6 protein-coding genes are annotated in these 16,843 nt (G+C 67.7%); 2 read left to right on the top strand and 4 right to left on the bottom strand.

Annotated features, from left to right (window positions below):
• Positions 1-119: 119 nt before the first annotated feature.
• Together QSJ18_RS12940 and QSJ18_RS12935 are read left to right on the top strand one after the other, a co-directional pair.
• Positions 120-3,479 carry an arabinosyltransferase domain-containing protein gene (locus QSJ18_RS12940; RefSeq protein WP_286326900.1) on the top strand — a complete coding sequence of 1,120 codons (3,360 nt, stop codon included), beginning with the start codon at positions 120-122 and terminating at the stop codon, positions 3,477-3,479.
• 172 nt (positions 3,480-3,651) lie between these two features.
• Complete coding sequence (locus tag QSJ18_RS12935; protein WP_286326986.1) at positions 3,652-6,906, top strand: arabinosyltransferase domain-containing protein; 3,255 nt, start codon at positions 3,652-3,654, stop codon at positions 6,904-6,906.
• A 60-nt stretch (positions 6,907-6,966) separates the two neighbouring features.
• Here QSJ18_RS12935 and QSJ18_RS12930 read toward each other — a convergent pair whose 3' ends face one another.
• The 4 genes from QSJ18_RS12930 to fadD32 all read right to left on the bottom strand — a co-directional run bounded on the left by QSJ18_RS12930 (position 6,967) and on the right by fadD32 (position 16,623).
• On the bottom strand, positions 6,967-7,452 hold the full coding sequence (locus QSJ18_RS12930; protein WP_286326898.1) for a DUF2231 domain-containing protein: 486 nt from the start codon (positions 7,450-7,452) through the stop codon (positions 6,967-6,969).
• Between the two features lie 125 nt (positions 7,453-7,577).
• Positions 7,578-9,128, bottom strand: a complete 1,551-nt coding sequence (locus QSJ18_RS12925) for an acyl-CoA carboxylase subunit beta (protein ID WP_286326985.1) — start codon at positions 9,126-9,128, stop codon at positions 7,578-7,580.
• A gap of 53 nt (positions 9,129-9,181) precedes the next feature.
• Positions 9,182-14,602 (bottom strand): polyketide synthase Pks13, encoded by a 5,421-nt coding sequence (pks13, locus tag QSJ18_RS12920; protein ID WP_286326897.1) that lies wholly within the window; start codon positions 14,600-14,602, stop codon positions 9,182-9,184.
• Positions 14,603-14,718: 116 nt separating this feature from the next.
• On the bottom strand, positions 14,719-16,623 hold the full coding sequence (fadD32, locus tag QSJ18_RS12915; RefSeq protein WP_286326895.1) for a long-chain-fatty-acid--AMP ligase FadD32: 1,905 nt from the start codon (positions 16,621-16,623) through the stop codon (positions 14,719-14,721).
• Between the last annotated feature and the right edge of the window lie 220 nt (positions 16,624-16,843).

Genomic DNA, 16,843 nt, shown 5'->3' with positions numbered 1-16,843 from the left:
GAACCCTAGTGGAGTCGGCGCCGGGAATCGGCGTCGGTCGGGTTCGCGCACGTCAGCCACCCGCCACACAGAGCCACCGTCTTAGGTCCTCTCAGACGCGTCGCATACCATCTGACAACGTGCCGCAGACAGATCCGTCCCCCGTTCCCGAGACGGCCCGGCCGACGAAACCGGTCTCCGCGGGTACGGCCCGACTGGTCGCCATCGTCGCCGGCGTACTCGGCGTCGTCTTCGCCGCGCTCACCCCGCTGCTGCCGGTGCACACCACCGACGCCTCCTTCGACTGGCCGCACGGCCAGGACCTGTCGGCACCGACCGGCTCGGTGTCCGCACCGCTGATCGCGCAGACCCCGCGCGCGCTCGACGCCACCATCCCGTGCCCGGTCCTCGCGGCGTGGGCCCAGTCCCCCGCGGCCACCGGCGCGCCGCTGCTGTCGACGATGCCCGCTACCGCCCCCAAGAGCCGAGCGTCGGCGCTGTGGGTGAGCGCCACCTCCGACACCGTCTCGGTCAGCTTCCGCAACACCGTCGCGGCCACCGCGAAACGCAGCGACCTGGCACACTGCCGCGCTCTGCACATCTTCTCCGCCCCCACCGGTCCCGGCGCCCAGTTCGTCGGACTCGGTCCGGCCACCACGCTGGCACCGGAGAAGCGCCCGCAGGTGGACGGCGTGTTCACGCCGATCCCGAGCAGCCAGGTCAGCGCGGATGCCGCCGCCGGGCTCCGCTTCCACGTGCAGATCGACAACCGCTATGAGAGTTCGCCGTCGGCGATCAAGCTGGTGGTCATGGCGCTCGCGGTCATCGCGGTGATCGTCGCGCTCATCGCGTTGTTCCTCCTGGACCGGATCCACGGCTATCACCGGCGCGTGTTCGCGCGGACCGGCGCGTGGTGGCATGCGCTGCGGCCGCGCCCGACCGACGTGACGGTCACGGTCGTCCTGCTGATCTGGGCGCTGCTGGGCGCGGGCGGACCCGACGACGGCTACATCCTGAACATGGGGCGCACCGCCGACGGCTTCGGCTACCTGGCGAACTACTACCGCTATTACGGCATCCCCGAAGCCCCGTTCGACTGGTATTACTCCTTCCTGGCGCACTGGGCATCGGTCTCGCCGACGATCTTGTGGATGCACATCCCGTCACTGGTCGCCGGGCTGGTGTCGTGGTTCATCCTCAGCCGGGTGCTGCTGCCGCGCCTGGGACCGGCGGTCCGGGCCGGCGGCTGGCCGATCTGGGCGGCCGCGCTCACCTTCATCGCCTTCTGGCTGCCCTACTGCAGCGGTCTGCGCAGTGAGGGCATCATCGTGCTCGGTTCGCTGCTGACCTGGTGGGCCGCCGAACACGCCATCGCCACCCGCCGCATGTTGTCGGCGGCGCTGGCCGCGCTGGCCGCGATGGCGACCCTCGCGCTGGCCCCGCACGGTGTCATCGGGGTGGCGATTCTGCTGGTGGCCGCGCGGCCGCTGCTGCGCATCCTGATCGACCGGCGCGGCGAGTCGGGGTTACCTGCCCTGCTGGCGCCGATCGCCGCCGCCGGATCGGTCATCGCCGTCGTCGTCTTCCGAGATCAGACCCTGGCCACCGTCGCCGAGGCGATGAAGCTGCGCTATCAGATCGGCCCGGTGATCAGCTGGCATCAGGAATTCCTGCGCTACTACTTCATCACCGTGCCCACCGACGACGGTGCGCTCACCCGGCGCGTGCCGGTGTTGCTGCTGCTGGCCGCACTCATCGTGACCGTGGCGGTGATGCTGCGGCGCAACAAGATGCGCGGCATCGACTTCGGTCCGACCTGGCGTCTGATCGGCGCGATCGGGGTGACACTGCTGCTGTTCGCGTTCACCCCGACCAAGTGGACCATCCAATTCGGCGTGCTCGCCGGACTCGGGGCGGCGATCGCGGCCACCGCGACGCTGGCCGTCGCCCAATCGGCAGCCCGATCGGCGCGCAACCTCACCGTCTTCGTGTCGGGTCTGCTGTTCGCGCTCGCCGCGGCCACCGCCGGATACAACTCCTGGCCCTTCGTCTACGAATACGACATCTCCTGGTTCGACCGTGCCCCGGTGCTCGCCGGCTACGAGGTGTCGACGCTGTTCCTGGTGCTCGCGGTCATCGCCGGTGCGATAGCTGTCTGGCAGCACCTGCGGCTGGACTACGTGACCAACCGGGGCCTCGCCCACACCGACGACGGCCCCGGCGAAAGCACCGCCGACCGCCGCCGCCTGTTCGTGGCATCGTCGCCGATCGCACTGGTCGCCGGCCTGATGGTGGTCGCCGAACTGCTGTTGTTCGCCAAGGCCGCGGTCGCCCGTCACCCCGCACCCACCGTGCTGTCGGAGAATCTCGACGCCCTGCGCGGCAACAGCTGCGGGCTGGCCGACTCGGTGCTCGTCGAACCCGATGCCAACGTCGGCATGCTCGTCCCGGTCGGCGGGGCGTCGGCGTCTGCCGCTCTGGCAGGCGCGGGCAGCGGCGTCGAATCGGTGGGCTTCACGCCGCAGGGCATCGCACCGAATCTGCTGCCCGAACCGGGCAGCCAGCGTCCCGGTCAGATGAATGTCTCGGCGAGCTTCTCCAAGCCGTTCGCGATCACCGGCGGTCTGGGTGCCGGCACCACCGGCGGCACCGGCCCCACAACCGTCAACGGGTCGACCGCGGCACTGCCGTTCGGACTGAATCCGGCCACCACACCGGTGCTCGGCAGCTTCGACCATCCGGGTGAGGCCCGGTTGACGACCGGCTGGTACGAGTTGCCCACCGACCGTTCGGTGTCGCCGCTGCTGGTGTTCTCCACCGCCGGCGCCGTGTCCACGGTCGACACCTTCGGCGTGCGGACCTTCGGACAGAAGCTGGTCGTGCAGTTCGGTCGGCCCGGCGCCGACGGATCCTTCCAGCAGCTTGGCCCCGACGTGCTGCCCATCGATCCGGGGCCGGTCATCACCAACCGTCCGTGGCGCAACCTGCGGGTGCCGATGGCTGCCGCACCGCCGGCCGCCAGGGTCATGCGGCTGTCCCTGCTCGACAACAACCTGGGCAAGTATCAGTTCATCGGGATCACCCCGCCTCGTGCACCGCGCCTGCGCACCCTGCAGGAGGTGGTCGGGCGGGACACCCCGGTGCTGATCGACTTCAGTGCGGCCGCACACTTCCCGTGCCAGCAGCCGATGCAGGTGCGCCACGGGGTGGCGCAGGTACCGGGCTGGCGCATCCTGCCCGACTACCCGACGACCAACTCGCAGTCGAAGACCTGGCAGGCCACCGTCGACGGCGGTCTGCTGTCGGTGTCGGAGGCGATGACCAAACCGATGGCCGTCCCCACCTATCTCAAGGACGACTGGGCGCGCGACTGGGGAGCGCTGGAACGGTTGACCCCGCTGGTCGAGGCGCCGATGGTGCGCACCACGACCCGCGACGTCACCGACTGGGGCTGGTCGCGGTCACCGTCGATCCGGGTGGAGCCGCAGTCCGATGAGTGATCACCCGACACCAGACCAGCCAGCCACCCCCGATAACGATGCGGAGCAACCGGTGCAGGACGCAGACGCGAACGGCGCGGTGAGCACGGATGCGGCACCGCCGTCGACGGGCGCCCGCAACTACCGTCGGGTGCAGCTCATCGCGGCGGTAACCGGCCTGCTCGGCTTCCTGATGGCCTTGGCGACACCGCTGCTCCCGGTGAATCAGACCACCGCGGAACTGAATTGGCCGCAGGGTGACGGGGTGTCGAATGTCGCCGCACCGCTCGTCTCCTACGTCCCCATCGACATGGATGTGGCGGTGCCGTGTGCGCTGGCCACCCAACTGCCGCCTGCCGGTGGGGTGCTGCTGTCGACGATTCCCGCGCAGGGCGCCGACGCCGCGGCCCGCGGACTGTTCATCGTCGCCACCCCGGACACCATCACCGTCACCGACCGTGATGTCGTCATCCTGGACACGCCGCGTCGGCAGGCCCAGTCGAACCCCGACTGCCGCATCGCGATCCGCGCCGACGGCGACGGTGTGACAGCGAAGATCGAGGCTCCGGGCAGTGACACCGGGCGGCACGATTTCCGCAATCCCGACCAGGAGATGCGTCCGCAGGTCGTCGGCGTCTACACCGATCTGCCGTCCGGCGCCTCCCGCGACGGCCTGTCGCTGCACGCGACCATCGACACCCGATATGTCAGCTCGCCGACGGCACTGAAGATCGCGGTGATCGTCGTCGGCATCATCCTGACCATCCTGTCGTTGGTCGCGCTGGGCATCCTGGACCGGCGAGACGATCGCGCGCACAAGCGTTTTCTGCCCACCGGCTGGTGGACGATCCGCGGCCCCGACGTCGCTGTCTTCGTCATCCTGGCGCTGTGGTGGTTCATGGGCGCCAACACCTCCGACGACGGCTACAACTTCGTGGTCGGACGAATCACCGGTGACGCGGGCTACGCGGACAACTACTTCCGCTACTTCGGCGTCCCCCAGGATCCCTTCGGCTGGCACTTCCAGGTCATCGCCGCCATGTCGCACATCAGCGTCGCCGCACCGTGGATGCGCCTGCCCGCCTTCCTGCTCGGGCTGCTCGGTTGGTGGCTGATCAGCCGCGAGGTCATCCCCCGTCTGGGCCGTGCGGTGCGCAACAGCACCCCGGCTGTATGGTCGGCGGCCTTCGTGTTCCTGGCAATCTGGTTGCCGTACAACAACGGTCTGCGTCCCGAACCCGCCGAGGCGGTCGGAGCACTGCTCACGTGGTGCTGTGTGGAGCGGGCCATCGCGACCCGACGACTGCTGCCGTACGCGGTGGCGGTGGTCACCGCCGCCTTCACCCTGGCCCTGGCACCGGGCGGTCTGATGGCCGTGGCCGCCCTTCTCGCCGGTATCCGTCCGATCGTCAAGACCGTGGTCACCCGCCGCAAGCGGGATGGGCTGGTACCGATGCTCGCCCCCATCCTGGCCGCCGGGACCGCGGTGCTGTTCCAGATCTTCGCCGACCAGCCGCTCGCCCCGCTGATCGCGGGCAACAAGGTCGCCACCGATGTCGGCCCGACGCTCGAGTGGTGGCAGGAGCCGGTGCGCTACTACTACCTGATCCTGCCGACCGCGGACGGCACCCTGGCGCGCCGTTTCGGCATCCTGGTCATGATCTTGTGCCTGGTTGTCGTGCTGCTGCGGCTGCTGCGCCGCGAACACCCCAATGGGGTTGCCCGCGCCCCGATCTGGCGTCTCGTCGCGGTCACGCTCGGCACCATGTTCTTCATCTCCTTCACGCCGACCAAGTGGACTCACCATTTCGGTGTGTACGCGGGTATCGCGGCCGGCCTGGCCGCCGCCGCGGGCGCGATGATGGCTCCGGCGATCCTGCGGTCGAGGCGCAACCGGACCTTCTTCGCCGCTGCCGTCCTCGCCGTCACCGGCATTGCGTTCACCGGCACCAACGGCTGGTGGTTCGTGGGCAGCTACGGCATTCCGTGGTGGGATCGGCCGCCTGCCCTGGGACCGATCAAGTTCGGCTGGGCCTTCATGGTCCTCGCCATCCTCACCGCCCTGGTCGGCCTGTGGTTCCACTTCCGCGACGATTTCGTCGACGAGCGGACCCGCACCCGCGGTGGCACCGGTTGGTATACGCGACTGAAGTTCTCGCCTCTGCCGGTGATCGCCGGATTCGTGGTGGTGTTCATGGTCGCCTCCTTCGCCAAGGGCGCCTACGAGCAACGCGATTCGTGGTCGTGGGCGAAATCCAATGCCCGCGCACTGACCGGAAACTCCTGCGGTCTCGCCAATGATGTTCTCGTCGAATCAGATCCGACTGCCGGCCTGCTGGCTCCGGCGGCGGTGAACGGCGCACCGGCACCCACGGTCGCGGCCGCACTCGCCGGGGCGGACCCCGCCGGGTTCACCCCCGACGGGGTCCCGGACAAACTGTCCGTCGACGCCACTGAAAAGGGCGACAGCACAACCGGACAGAGCACCGCCCCGGCGTCGACCGACGACGGCGGAACCGACGGTGGGGATGGCGACGGTTCGGACGACACGTCCGGCGCCAATGCCTCCGACGACCAGAACGCGTCCGCCCAGGGCGGCACCGAAGGCGGCAAGGGTGGTGTTCGCGGCGTCAACGGATCGTCCGTCCGGCTGCCGTTCGCCCTGGACCCGGCCAAGACCCCGGTGCTCGGTTCCTTCGGGTCACCGACGGGTACCGCCTCGCTGACCACCGACTGGTATCAGTTGCCGACGCGCGCGGAGAATGCCCCGCTGCTGACGATCGCGGTCGCCGGCTCCGTCCAGGCCGTGGACGGCATCGGCGCAATCCATCAGGGGCAGAAGGTGACCGTCCAGTTCGGGCGTGTCGGCGCCGACGGTCGCGTCACCCCGGTCGGGGTCATGTCGCCCATCGATATCGGCGAGGCACCGACGTGGCGCAACCTCCGCTTCCCGCTGGCCGACGCCCCGTCCAAGGCCACGGTCGTGCGGGTTCAGGTCGCCGACACCGCGGGCGCACCATCGGAGTGGGTCGCCATCACGCCGCCACGGGTGGGCGCGCTGGCCACCCTCAACGACGTGGTCGGCACCACCGACCCGGTGTTCATCGACTGGCTGCCCGGCTTCGTGTTCCCCTGCCAACAGCCGATGAAGGTCAGCAACGGCGTACTCGAGGTGCCCAAGTGGCGCATCATGCCCGACGCCGAAGCCACTCGGAAGAACAGCCAGACCTGGATGTCGGGGAAGGCCGGTGGGCCGCTGGGTATCACCGAGGCGATGCTGCGTCCCACCCTGCTGCCGACCTACCTGCGCAACGACTGGGGCCGGGACTGGGGCGGACTGCAACGGTTCACCGAAATCGCCCCGGCACCCCCGGCGGAACTGAACCTCGGCACCGCCCGGCGGTCGGGGATGTACGACCCGGCGCCGATGCGTTCGAGCGGGTACTGACGAGCTACTTCCTGAGGAGCCCCAGCCATCGTCGGGGTTCCTCAGGGCACAGGTCCGCCCCTAGCCGTCGCGACCCCAAACAGCATGTGCGCCAGAGTCACCCACCCGGATGACCGCGACGATGGCTGCGATGGCGACGACGACGGTGAGTACCCCGACGACGATCCGAACCACCCGCACAACCGCGGGCGACAGCGGGACGCGGTCGATGACCTTGTCGTAGAACAGCAACCACCACAGCGCGATGAGACCGAACAGCGGCCCTACCGCCAAGATCAGGGTGTCGCCCTTCTCCGCGTGATCGGCAACCGCTTGCGGAACCGGGCCCTGTGCGGCGATCTGGTCCTCCAGCCATTCGCCTGCCGAGGTGGTGATCGGGACCGCGATCAGCGTCAGCAACGCCAGGATCGCCGGGAAGATGCCGAGGTAGCGCCGGGCGGCCGGCCAGCAGACCACGACGATGGCGAGCAATGCGGTGACCGGGACTGCGATCACCACAAAATGAACGAACAGCGGATGCGCAGGTATCCCGTTGATAGTCGACACCACTAGAGCGTAAGGCGGTCGGTGGCGTCTCGCCGCGTTCCGGCGGTAATGCCCGAAATGCGAAGCCGCCGGTCGAGTTCGGCGCGACCGGCGGCTTTCGGCTCAGATGAAACTGATCGGGCGGATCAGATCGGCATCAGGAAATGCTTGCGCGGGGTGCGCAGCATCTCCTTGTCACGCAACTGCGCCAGCGCCTTGCGCAACTGGAGCCGGGTCTCGGCGGGTTCGATCACCGCATCGATGTAGCCCCGCTCGGCGGCCAGATACGGTGTCGCCATCATGACGTTGTAGAAGTCGATGAAGTCGCGCCGCACCTTGTCCGCGTCCGCTGCCGAGAGACCCTCGGTCTGGCGACGGGTCAGCACCGCAGCCGCCGATTCGGCACCCATCACGGCGATCTTGGCCGTCGGCCAGGCGAAGTTGATGTCCGCGCCGAGCTGCTTGGATCCCATCACGGCGTAGGCGCCGCCGTAAGCCTTGCGCAGGACCACGGTGATCTTCGGGACGTCCGCCTCGACGTAGGCGAAGATGAATTTGCCCGACCGGCGAATCGTGCCCTTGGCCTCCTCCACCAGGCCGGGCAGGATGCCAGGCGTGTCGACCAGGAAGACCAGCGGGATGTTGAAGGCGTTGCAGATCCGCACGAATCGCGTTGCCTTCTCCGACGAATCGGTGTCGAGGGTGCCCGCCATCACGCTCGGCTGGTTGGCGACCACACCCACCGAATGGCCGTCGACGCGGGCGTACCCGGTGATGATGTTGGGCGCGAACAACTCCCCGACCTCGTGGAAGGCACCGTCGTCGAAGAGCCGAATGATGATGTCGTGCATGTCATAACCGGCGTTGTCGTTATCCGGCATGAAGCTGTTGAGCGACAGGTCCGACTCGGTGATCTCGGGTTCGAGCCCCGGGTTGATCACCGGCGGCCGCTCATACGCGCTCGACGGCATGTACTGCAGATACTCGCGCACCCAGCTGAACGCGGCCTGCTCGTCGGCGGCCACGTGGTGGATGTTGCCCCATCGCGCCTGATTGTGCGCGCTACCCAGATCCTCCGCCGAGATCTCTTCGCCGGTGGTCTGTTTGATGACGTCGGGGCCGGTGACGAACATGTAGCTCTTGCCCTCGACGGCCACCAGGATGTCGGTGTTGGCGGGGTTGTACACCGCGCCACCGGCACACTTGCCCAGGATCACCGAGATCTGCGGGGACAGACCCGACACCAGGTCACCACGGCGACCCATCTCGGCGTACCAGGCGAGTGAGGTGACCGCGTCCTGGATTCGGGCGCCCGCCGAGTCGTTGATGCCGACCACCGGGCAGCCGATCTTGCCCGCCCACTCCATCAGTGCGGCTACCTTGCGTCCGAACATCTCGCCGACCGTGCCGCCGAACACCGTCTGGTCGTGGGAGAACGCAGCGACCGGACGGCCGTGAACCAGGCCGTGTCCGGTGACGACACCGTCGCCGTAGCCGCTCTGCGCCGCACCCGGCATCTTCGCCAGGGCACCGATCTCGACGAAGGTGCCGGGATCGAAGAGCATGGCCAAACGTTCCCGCGGAGAGGCAATCCCCTTGGCGGCCCGCTTGGCGATCGCCTTCTCCCCGCCCGGCTCCAAGGCCGTTTCGAGCTTCTGCCGAAGATCGGCGAGTTTGCCTGCGGTGGTATCAGTCACGCTCATTCACTTCCTTGTGCTCGACTCCCCGACGGGACTCGCACTCCTTCATATCAAGACCGCTCGCTGCCGAGGCCGCGCATACGGTCGGAAAGGTCGGCACCGATCTTCGCGATGTAGGGCTCGTCGACGATGGACAGGTGGTCACCACCGATGTGCAGGATCTCCAGGTCGTCGACCACCTCACCCCAACGGCCGTCCTCGTCGATCTCGGCCCACTGCGGTTCGAGTTCGATCGCCCCGGCGTGCATTTTGTCGGCCCGGTACAGAACCACCTTGCCGCCGTAGGGAGTCGGCGCGATATTCGTCAGCGCCCGGTTCTCGATGAACGAGGTCCGCTGATGCTCGATGATGCCGCCGGGGATCTTGGTCCCCGACATCGACATCATCTCCATGATGATCTGGAACTGACCCTCGTCGTCGGCTTCCACCAGTCGGTCCATCGGGATCGGGATGTCGGCGTCCAGGTCGTAGTTGCGGATCGCGAACTCTTTCCACCGCTCCAGGCGAGCACGCTTGGTGTCGGCGTTCTCGGTCATGTCCTCACGGGGACGGACCACGTCGATGAGACCGACGAAGGCGACGTCCTGCCCCTGCTCGCGCAGGACCTGGGCGCAGCCGTAAGCCAGTGCGCCACCGAAGGACCAGCCGACGAGCACATACGGCCCATTCGGCTGCACCTCACGCAGACGCGGCAGGTACTCGCGCACCCGGTCCTCGATGGAACCCTCGACGCCCCGGTCGAAACCGATCACCGGCTGATCCTCGGGCAGCCGCTTGAGCAGCGCCTCGTAGGCCGAGGTGTTGCCGCCTGCCGGGTGGAACAGCAGGATCGGCGTCGGATCACCGGCGGCCGGATCGTAGGACTTCTTGTCACCGTCGAGGCGGAGGTACCGCAGGAAACCGTCGGTGTCGGCGGAGGCGTCGAGGAATTTGCGGACGTAGTCCGACATCTCCTCGATGGTTTCGGAGTCGAGGATGTCCTCGACGTCGAGTTCGCCGCCGGTGCGTTCGTTGAGCCGGTCGGTGAGTTGCTGGGCGACTTCCTCTTCCAGCACGGGCAGCTTGTTGAAGATGCCGCCCGCCGACCGCTTGGTGACGACCGCGTACACGCCGAAGGTGAGACGCTCGGCAGCGTCACGCGGCGGCACATCGGAGCCCGCCGCTTCGGCGACGGCGCGCTGATCGGTCAGATCGGTCTTCGCCGGTGCGGGTCGGGCGACCGAATCCGTCTCAACCGCAGCAGATTCTGGCCCAACAGGTTCCGGCCCAACAGGTTCCAGTTCGGCAGATTCCGGTTCGACGGTGACCGGCTCCGGTGCCGTCTGGACGGGTTCCGGGGCGCTCGCGGCGGCCTCGTCGGCCGCCGTGGACTGCTGGGCGGCCGCCTCCTTGGCATTCTGCTCGTCGATGTAGGCGTTGAGGGCGGCAGTATCGAGTTCGCCACCGCCGGCGGCATTGTCGAGATCGTCGAGCTGGTCACGATGGGTGACCGCGAACTCCACGAACTTCTGCACGTCCGCCAGATTCGCCTGACGCATCGCCTGCAGCTGCAGCTGCGGGATCTCGAACTCGAACTCGACGCGGTTCTTGATACGGACCGCCATCAGCGAGTCGAGGCCGAGCTCGATCAGGGGAATCTCGCGCGGCAGATCCTCGGGGTCATAGCCCATCGACTCGCCGACGATGATCGCCAGCCGATCTCCGACCGACTCACCCGATGCCGGATCCCACCGATTGCCGATGTCATCGACGACCTCATCTTCGACGACAACCTTGTCGTCGGCGAAAACCTCGGCACCCCTGGTGGTCTGGTCCACCGGGACCGGAGTACCGGCAGCGTCGGGTTCACCGGTGATGTCACCGGTCACCACCGCCTCGTACAGCAGCGCGAAGTTGCGATCCGCCTTGGCATGCACGGTCACCGACGCCCCACCCGGATGCGGGGACAGCGTCGTGGTGACGGTGCCGGCGGCCGGGATCGGGGCATGGGTCACGGCGGCACCCACCGTGGCAGCGGAAAGCACCTGCGCGGCAGCCGATCGGACCAGCTCACGCGGATCGGTGACGGCGGCGGCGTTGACCTCCCAGGCGTGCCGGCCGTCGGGCAGCGCGACATGCGACCCCGGGACACGACCCGCCGAACCACCCGACGCGAGTACCGCCTTGAGCCAGTAGGGCTTACGTTCGAACCGGGTACGCGGGATGTCGGCGAACGCACCGGAACCGAACAGCGAACCGACGTCGACCGGATGCCCGTGGACATACAGCTTCATCAGGGCGTTGACCAGACCGAAGCTCTCATCCTCCTTGCGGCGCAACGTCTCGATCAGCTCGGCGTCGTGTAGACCGGCCGAGAAGGTCACCGCGGCAACCGAGATGAGGACCGCCGGATTCGGCGACAGCTCGATGAAGGTCCGGTGTCCGTTCTCCACCGACTTCGCGATCGCCTGCGAGAACCACACACTGTGGCGCAGGCCCTTCAGGAAATAGTCGATGGTGTGGACCGGAGCGTGGCCGGGCCGGTAGAAGGTCTCGCGGTCGACCGACGAGTAGAACCCGACGGTCGGCCGTAGCGGCTCGATTCCGGTGAGCTCGTAGGCGAGTTCGCCGAGGATGGGGTCCATCTGCGAGGTGTGGCTGGCACCCTTGGTCTGCAGCTTTCGACCGAGTTTGCCCTCCTGCTCGGCACGGGCGACGATCGCGTCGACCTGCGCCTCGGGGCCACCGATCACCGTGTGGGTCGGCGCCGCGTAGACGCAGATCTCCAGGTCGGGGAAGTCGACCAGGACGTCGTTGATGTCCTCGGCGCTGTACTCGACGAGTGCCATCAGGCGGATGTCGTCGCCGGTCAGCATCGACTCGCCCTCACCCATCAGTCGCGAACGCTGGCAGATCACCCGGGTCGCGTCCTCCAGCGACAGACCGCCGCTGATGTAGGCCGCCGACGCCTCACCCATCGAATGCGGAACCAGCACACCGGGTTCGGCGCCGAAGTGACGCAGGGTGTCGGCGAGCGCGACCTGGATCGTGTAGATGCCGACCTGCGAGGTCTCGATGGCGTAGGTCTGCTCGTCGTCGAGGAACATCGCGGCGATCGAATAGCCGAGCTCGTTCTCGATGAGAGCGTCGACGCGGTCGACGTACTTCTGGAACACCGGATTCTCGGTGTAGAGCTGTTTGGCCATCTTCCGATGCTGCGAACCGAAGCCCGACAGGAGCCATACCGCCGACGCGGCATCCGGCGAATCCGCAACGTACACAAGCGGATTGGCCTTGCCCTCGGCGACCGCGCGGACACCCTTGACCGCATCCTCATGCGTGCGTGCCATGACCACGGCGCGGGAACGGCCATGATTGCGGCGCGCCAGCGCACGCCCGATGTCGGCGAGCGGGGTCGACTGCCCGGCATCGGAGTCCAGCCAGGCCAGCAGATCGGCGGCCGACTTGCGGCGACGCGACGGCAGGAAGGCCGAAATGACCAGCGGCACAGCCGAACCCTCGGCGGCGCAGGGCGCGAAGCCGGCGGCCGGATCTACCTCGACGGCCTCGACGACGGCCTCGGTCTGCCGGGCTTGCGCGGCCAGGATGGCGCGTTCGGCCTCGGTCAGGTAGTCGTCGTCATCGTCGTCCGTCGTGACGTCGCCACTCGTTCCTTGCTGCGACTCCTCCGCGAGCAGTTCGGATTCGCCCAGCTCCGCGGGTCCCAGGGCCGGGTCGGCGAGATCGGTGGGCAGCACCTCGCGGACGACCAGGTGCGCATTGGTACCACCGAAACCGAAGCCGGAGACACCGGCGATGGCGTGGCCGGAGTAGCGCGGCCACTCGGTGATCTCCGGGATGACCTTGAGACCGTTGGCATCGAACTGGATGTACGGATTGGGTCCGGCGTAATTCAGCGACGCCGGAATCTGGTTGTGCTGCAACGAGAGCACCACCTTGGCGAGCGCTCCGGCACCGGCCGCCGACTCCATGTGCCCGAAATTGGTCTTCGCCGAGCCGAGCAGCGCCGGGGCACCCAGGGTGCGGTTACGGCCGACCACACGGCCGAGGGCGTCCGCCTCGATCGGATCACCGAGGATGGTTCCGGTCCCGTGCGCCTCGACATAGTCGACGCTGCGCGGGTCGATCGCGGCATCGGTGTAGGCGTCGCGCAGGACGTCGACCTGAGCCTCCGGATTCGGCGCGAAGATGCCGTTGGAGCGGCCGTCGGAATTGACCGCCGATCCGGCGATCACCGCGAGCACGTCGTCGCCGTCGCGACGGGCGTCGGCCATCCGCTTGAGGACGAACATGCCGCCGCCCTCCGACCGGACCATACCGTCGGCATCGGCCGAGAAGGCCTTGATGTGCCCGTCCTTGGCGACCGCGCCGATGGTGTCGAAACCGACGGTCGCGGCCGGGGTCAGGATCAGGTTGACACCGCCGGCGAGCGCGACGTCGGACTCACCCGAGCGCAGCGACCGGACCGCCTGATGCACGGCAACCAGCGACGACGAACACGCGGTGTCCACCGCCAGCGACGGTCCGTGGAAGTCGAAGAAGTAGGAGACACGGTTGGCGATGATCGACGTCGCGGTACCGGTCAGCGCGTAGGCCGCGGTCTCGTCGGATCCCTCGCCCAGACCCAGCGCGGCGAGCAGCTGATAGTCGTTGGTGGAGGTACCCACGAAGACGCCGACCGCCCCGCCCTTGAGATCACTGGGCGGGATGTGCGCGTGCTCGAGCGCCTCCCAGGTGAGTTCCATCGCCAGCCGCTGCTGCGGGTCGACCATCTCGACCTCACGCGGACTCATCTGGAAGAAGTCGGCGTCGAAGGACTTCACATCGTCGAGGTAGCCACCGCGCAGATTGCGCTTGTCGAGTACCTCGGTCATCTGCGGATCCGACCAGAACTCGGCCCAACGCCCCTCGGGCAGATCCGAGATACCGTCTCGGCCGGTGATCAGCGCGTCCCACGTCGACTCGGGGGTATGCCCGGCCTTGGGGAAGCGGGTCGACAACCCGACGATCGCGATGTCGTCGGCGTCGTTGCGGTCGCGCTGCCAGAAGGTGTCGGCGACGTCGTCGAGACCTTCGTCCGGATCGCCCTCGATGATGCGCTTGGCGAGCATCGCGATCGTCGGATGGTTGTAGGCGGCCGTCGCGGTCAGGATGACACCGGTCTTGTCCTCGACGTCGGCGACCAGCGCCACGGCGTCGCGGGAGGACAGACCGAACTCCTCCATCGGGCGGTCCTCGGGGATCTGGTCGGCGGGCAAACCGGTTGCCGTGGACACCCAGTCACGCAGCCAGTCGCGCAATTCGGCGACCGTCAGGTCGCCTCCCGCCGCGTCGCTCACGGTCTCCCCGGAGGTACCGCCGGCCTGCGCGGTCTCCGACGACACGGTCTGTGTGGTCGACTGCTCCGCATCCGTCGTCTCGGGGGACGCGGATGTGGCATTCGCTGGCTGGTCGGTATTCAGTTCAGACATCGCTTCCACACTACTGATCGGGGGAACCGGCTCGGAGCAGCCGGGCGAAAATGCCCCGGGCGTTGCTTGCCCGGGGCATCTTTCGTGGACGGGGGACGCGCATCGGCGGTCGGCGGTCAGCTCTCCGCGTCGGGGAACGCGGTCTGCTTGTAGCCGCCGCGCAGGCTGCCGTCGATGTAGGCCGCCTTGGTCGCGCGGCGCGCGATCTTGCCGGAGCTGGTGCGCGGGATCGAACCGGCCGGAACCAGCAGGATGTCGCGAGCCATCACACCGTGCCGCTGGGCCACCGCGGCCCGCACGATGTCGGCGATCTCCTGCGGATCGGTCTTCTTACCCGGACCACGCTCGGCCACGATGACCAGCTGTTCGGCACCGTTGTCGGGGTCGAATTTGAGACCGCTGGTCGCGCTCTCGAACACGTCCGCGGGCAGCTCGTTGGCCGGCACCGCGAAGGCCGCGACGAAGCCGGGACGCAGCGCGGTGCTCGACTCCTGGGCGCTGAACTCGAGGTCCTGCGGGTAGTGGTTGCGGCCGTCGACGATCACCAGATCCTTGACCCGGCCGGTGATGTAGAGCTCACCGTCGAGCCAGACCCCGTAGTCGCCGGTACGCATCCACTGCGCCCCCTCGGGTGCGCCCAGCGAGTGGCTGCCCTCGGGAAGAGGGTTGGCCAGCGCGTTGTGGAAGGTCTCCTTGGTCTCCGCGTCTTTGTTCCAGTAGCCGGCGCCGATGTTCAGACCGTGCAACCAGATCTCGCCGACATGGCCGTCGGGGACCTCGGTGGCGGTGTCCGCGTCGACGATGGTCGCCCACTGACTCACCGCGACCTGACCGCAGGACACCTGTGCCACCGCGTTCGGGGTGTCGGCGTCGACGACCTTGAAGTGGCCCGCGTTGAGCTCGTCACGGTCGACGTAGATGACCTTGGCCTCGTTGTTGCGCTGGGTCGCGGAGACGAACAGCGTCGCCTCGGCCATGCCGTAGCAGGGCTTGATCGCCGTCTTCGGCAGACCGTACGGCTCGAAAGCCTCGTTGAACTTCTTCATCGAGCTGACCGTGACCGGCTCGGAGCCGTTGATCAGGCCGATGACGTTCGACAGGTCGAGTTCTTCACCCGGCTTGGGCAGTCCGCGCGCGGCGGCGTGCTCGAAGGCGAAGTTCGGCGCGGCCGCGTAGGTCTCGGCACCGTCGCTGGCCGCGGCCAGTTCCTTGATCCAGCGACCGGGACGGCGCACGAAGGCCTGCGGGCTCATGATGGTGATGTACTTGCCGCCCAGTGCGGGCAGGATCACGGTGAGCAGGCCCATGTCGTGGAACATCGGCAGCCAGGTGACACCGCGCGCGTTGCGGTCGATCTCGATGCAATCGTAGATCTGCAGGACATTGGCCGCGACGGCCTCATAGGTGATCTCCACGCCCGCCGGGACCCGCGTCGAACCCGAGGTGTACTGCAGGTAGGCGACGGTGTCGCGGTTGTGGTCCTTGCCTGCGACCGGTGCCACCCAGCTCGACCCGACCGAGTCGGGGACCGCGTCGACGGCGATCACGCGCGGACGTTCCTTGGCGGGCAGATGGGCGAAGAAGTCGCGGACCGCCTCGGCGGATTTGGTGGAGGTGAGGATCGCCGACGGTTTGCAGTCCTCGAGCACCGCGTGCAGCCGGTCGGTGTGGCCGGGCTCGTCGGGCGAGAACAGCGGAACCGCGATGTTGCTCGCGTACAGCGCCGAGAAGAAGCCGATGACGTACTCCAGCGACTGCGGCGCAAGAATCGCCACCCGGTCGCCGGGTTTGGTCACCTGCTGCAGACGTGCCGCGACCGCGCGCAGACGTTTGCCGAACTGCGCCCAGGTGAGGTCCTGGGCTTCACCGTCACGCTCGCGGCTGTAGTCGATGAATCGGTACGCAAGCGTGTCGGCTTCTTCGCGCACGTTGCGTTCGACATAGTCGACCAGGGTCGCATCCTCGTTGAAGTGCAGGTTGCCGTTCTCATCGAGGAACTGCTCAAATTCAGTGTTCAGCATTCATACTCCTGTGGCCCCCTCGTGGAATCCCCCGCCCGGGCGCGTATGCGCCCCTGGTGGCTTGTCGCCGCGGGTCACTCCTGCGGCGTAGCCCTCCACGTCCGGTGACTACCGCTGTTCGGTAGCTCACGTTGTCTAACGTTGGAACTAGTTGTGATCGTCAACCGATCGTTCGCGTTCACGCACCGTCGCCGGTTCGTGGGCGCTGCTGACCCGTGGC

Origin of the sequence: Gordonia heveisoli (assembly GCF_030315745.1) — a bacterium.
GTDB lineage: Bacteria > Actinomycetota > Actinomycetes > Mycobacteriales > Mycobacteriaceae > Gordonia.
Note: the sequence above shows the minus strand (reverse complement) of the source record. Positions and strands in the feature narration are given on the sequence as shown.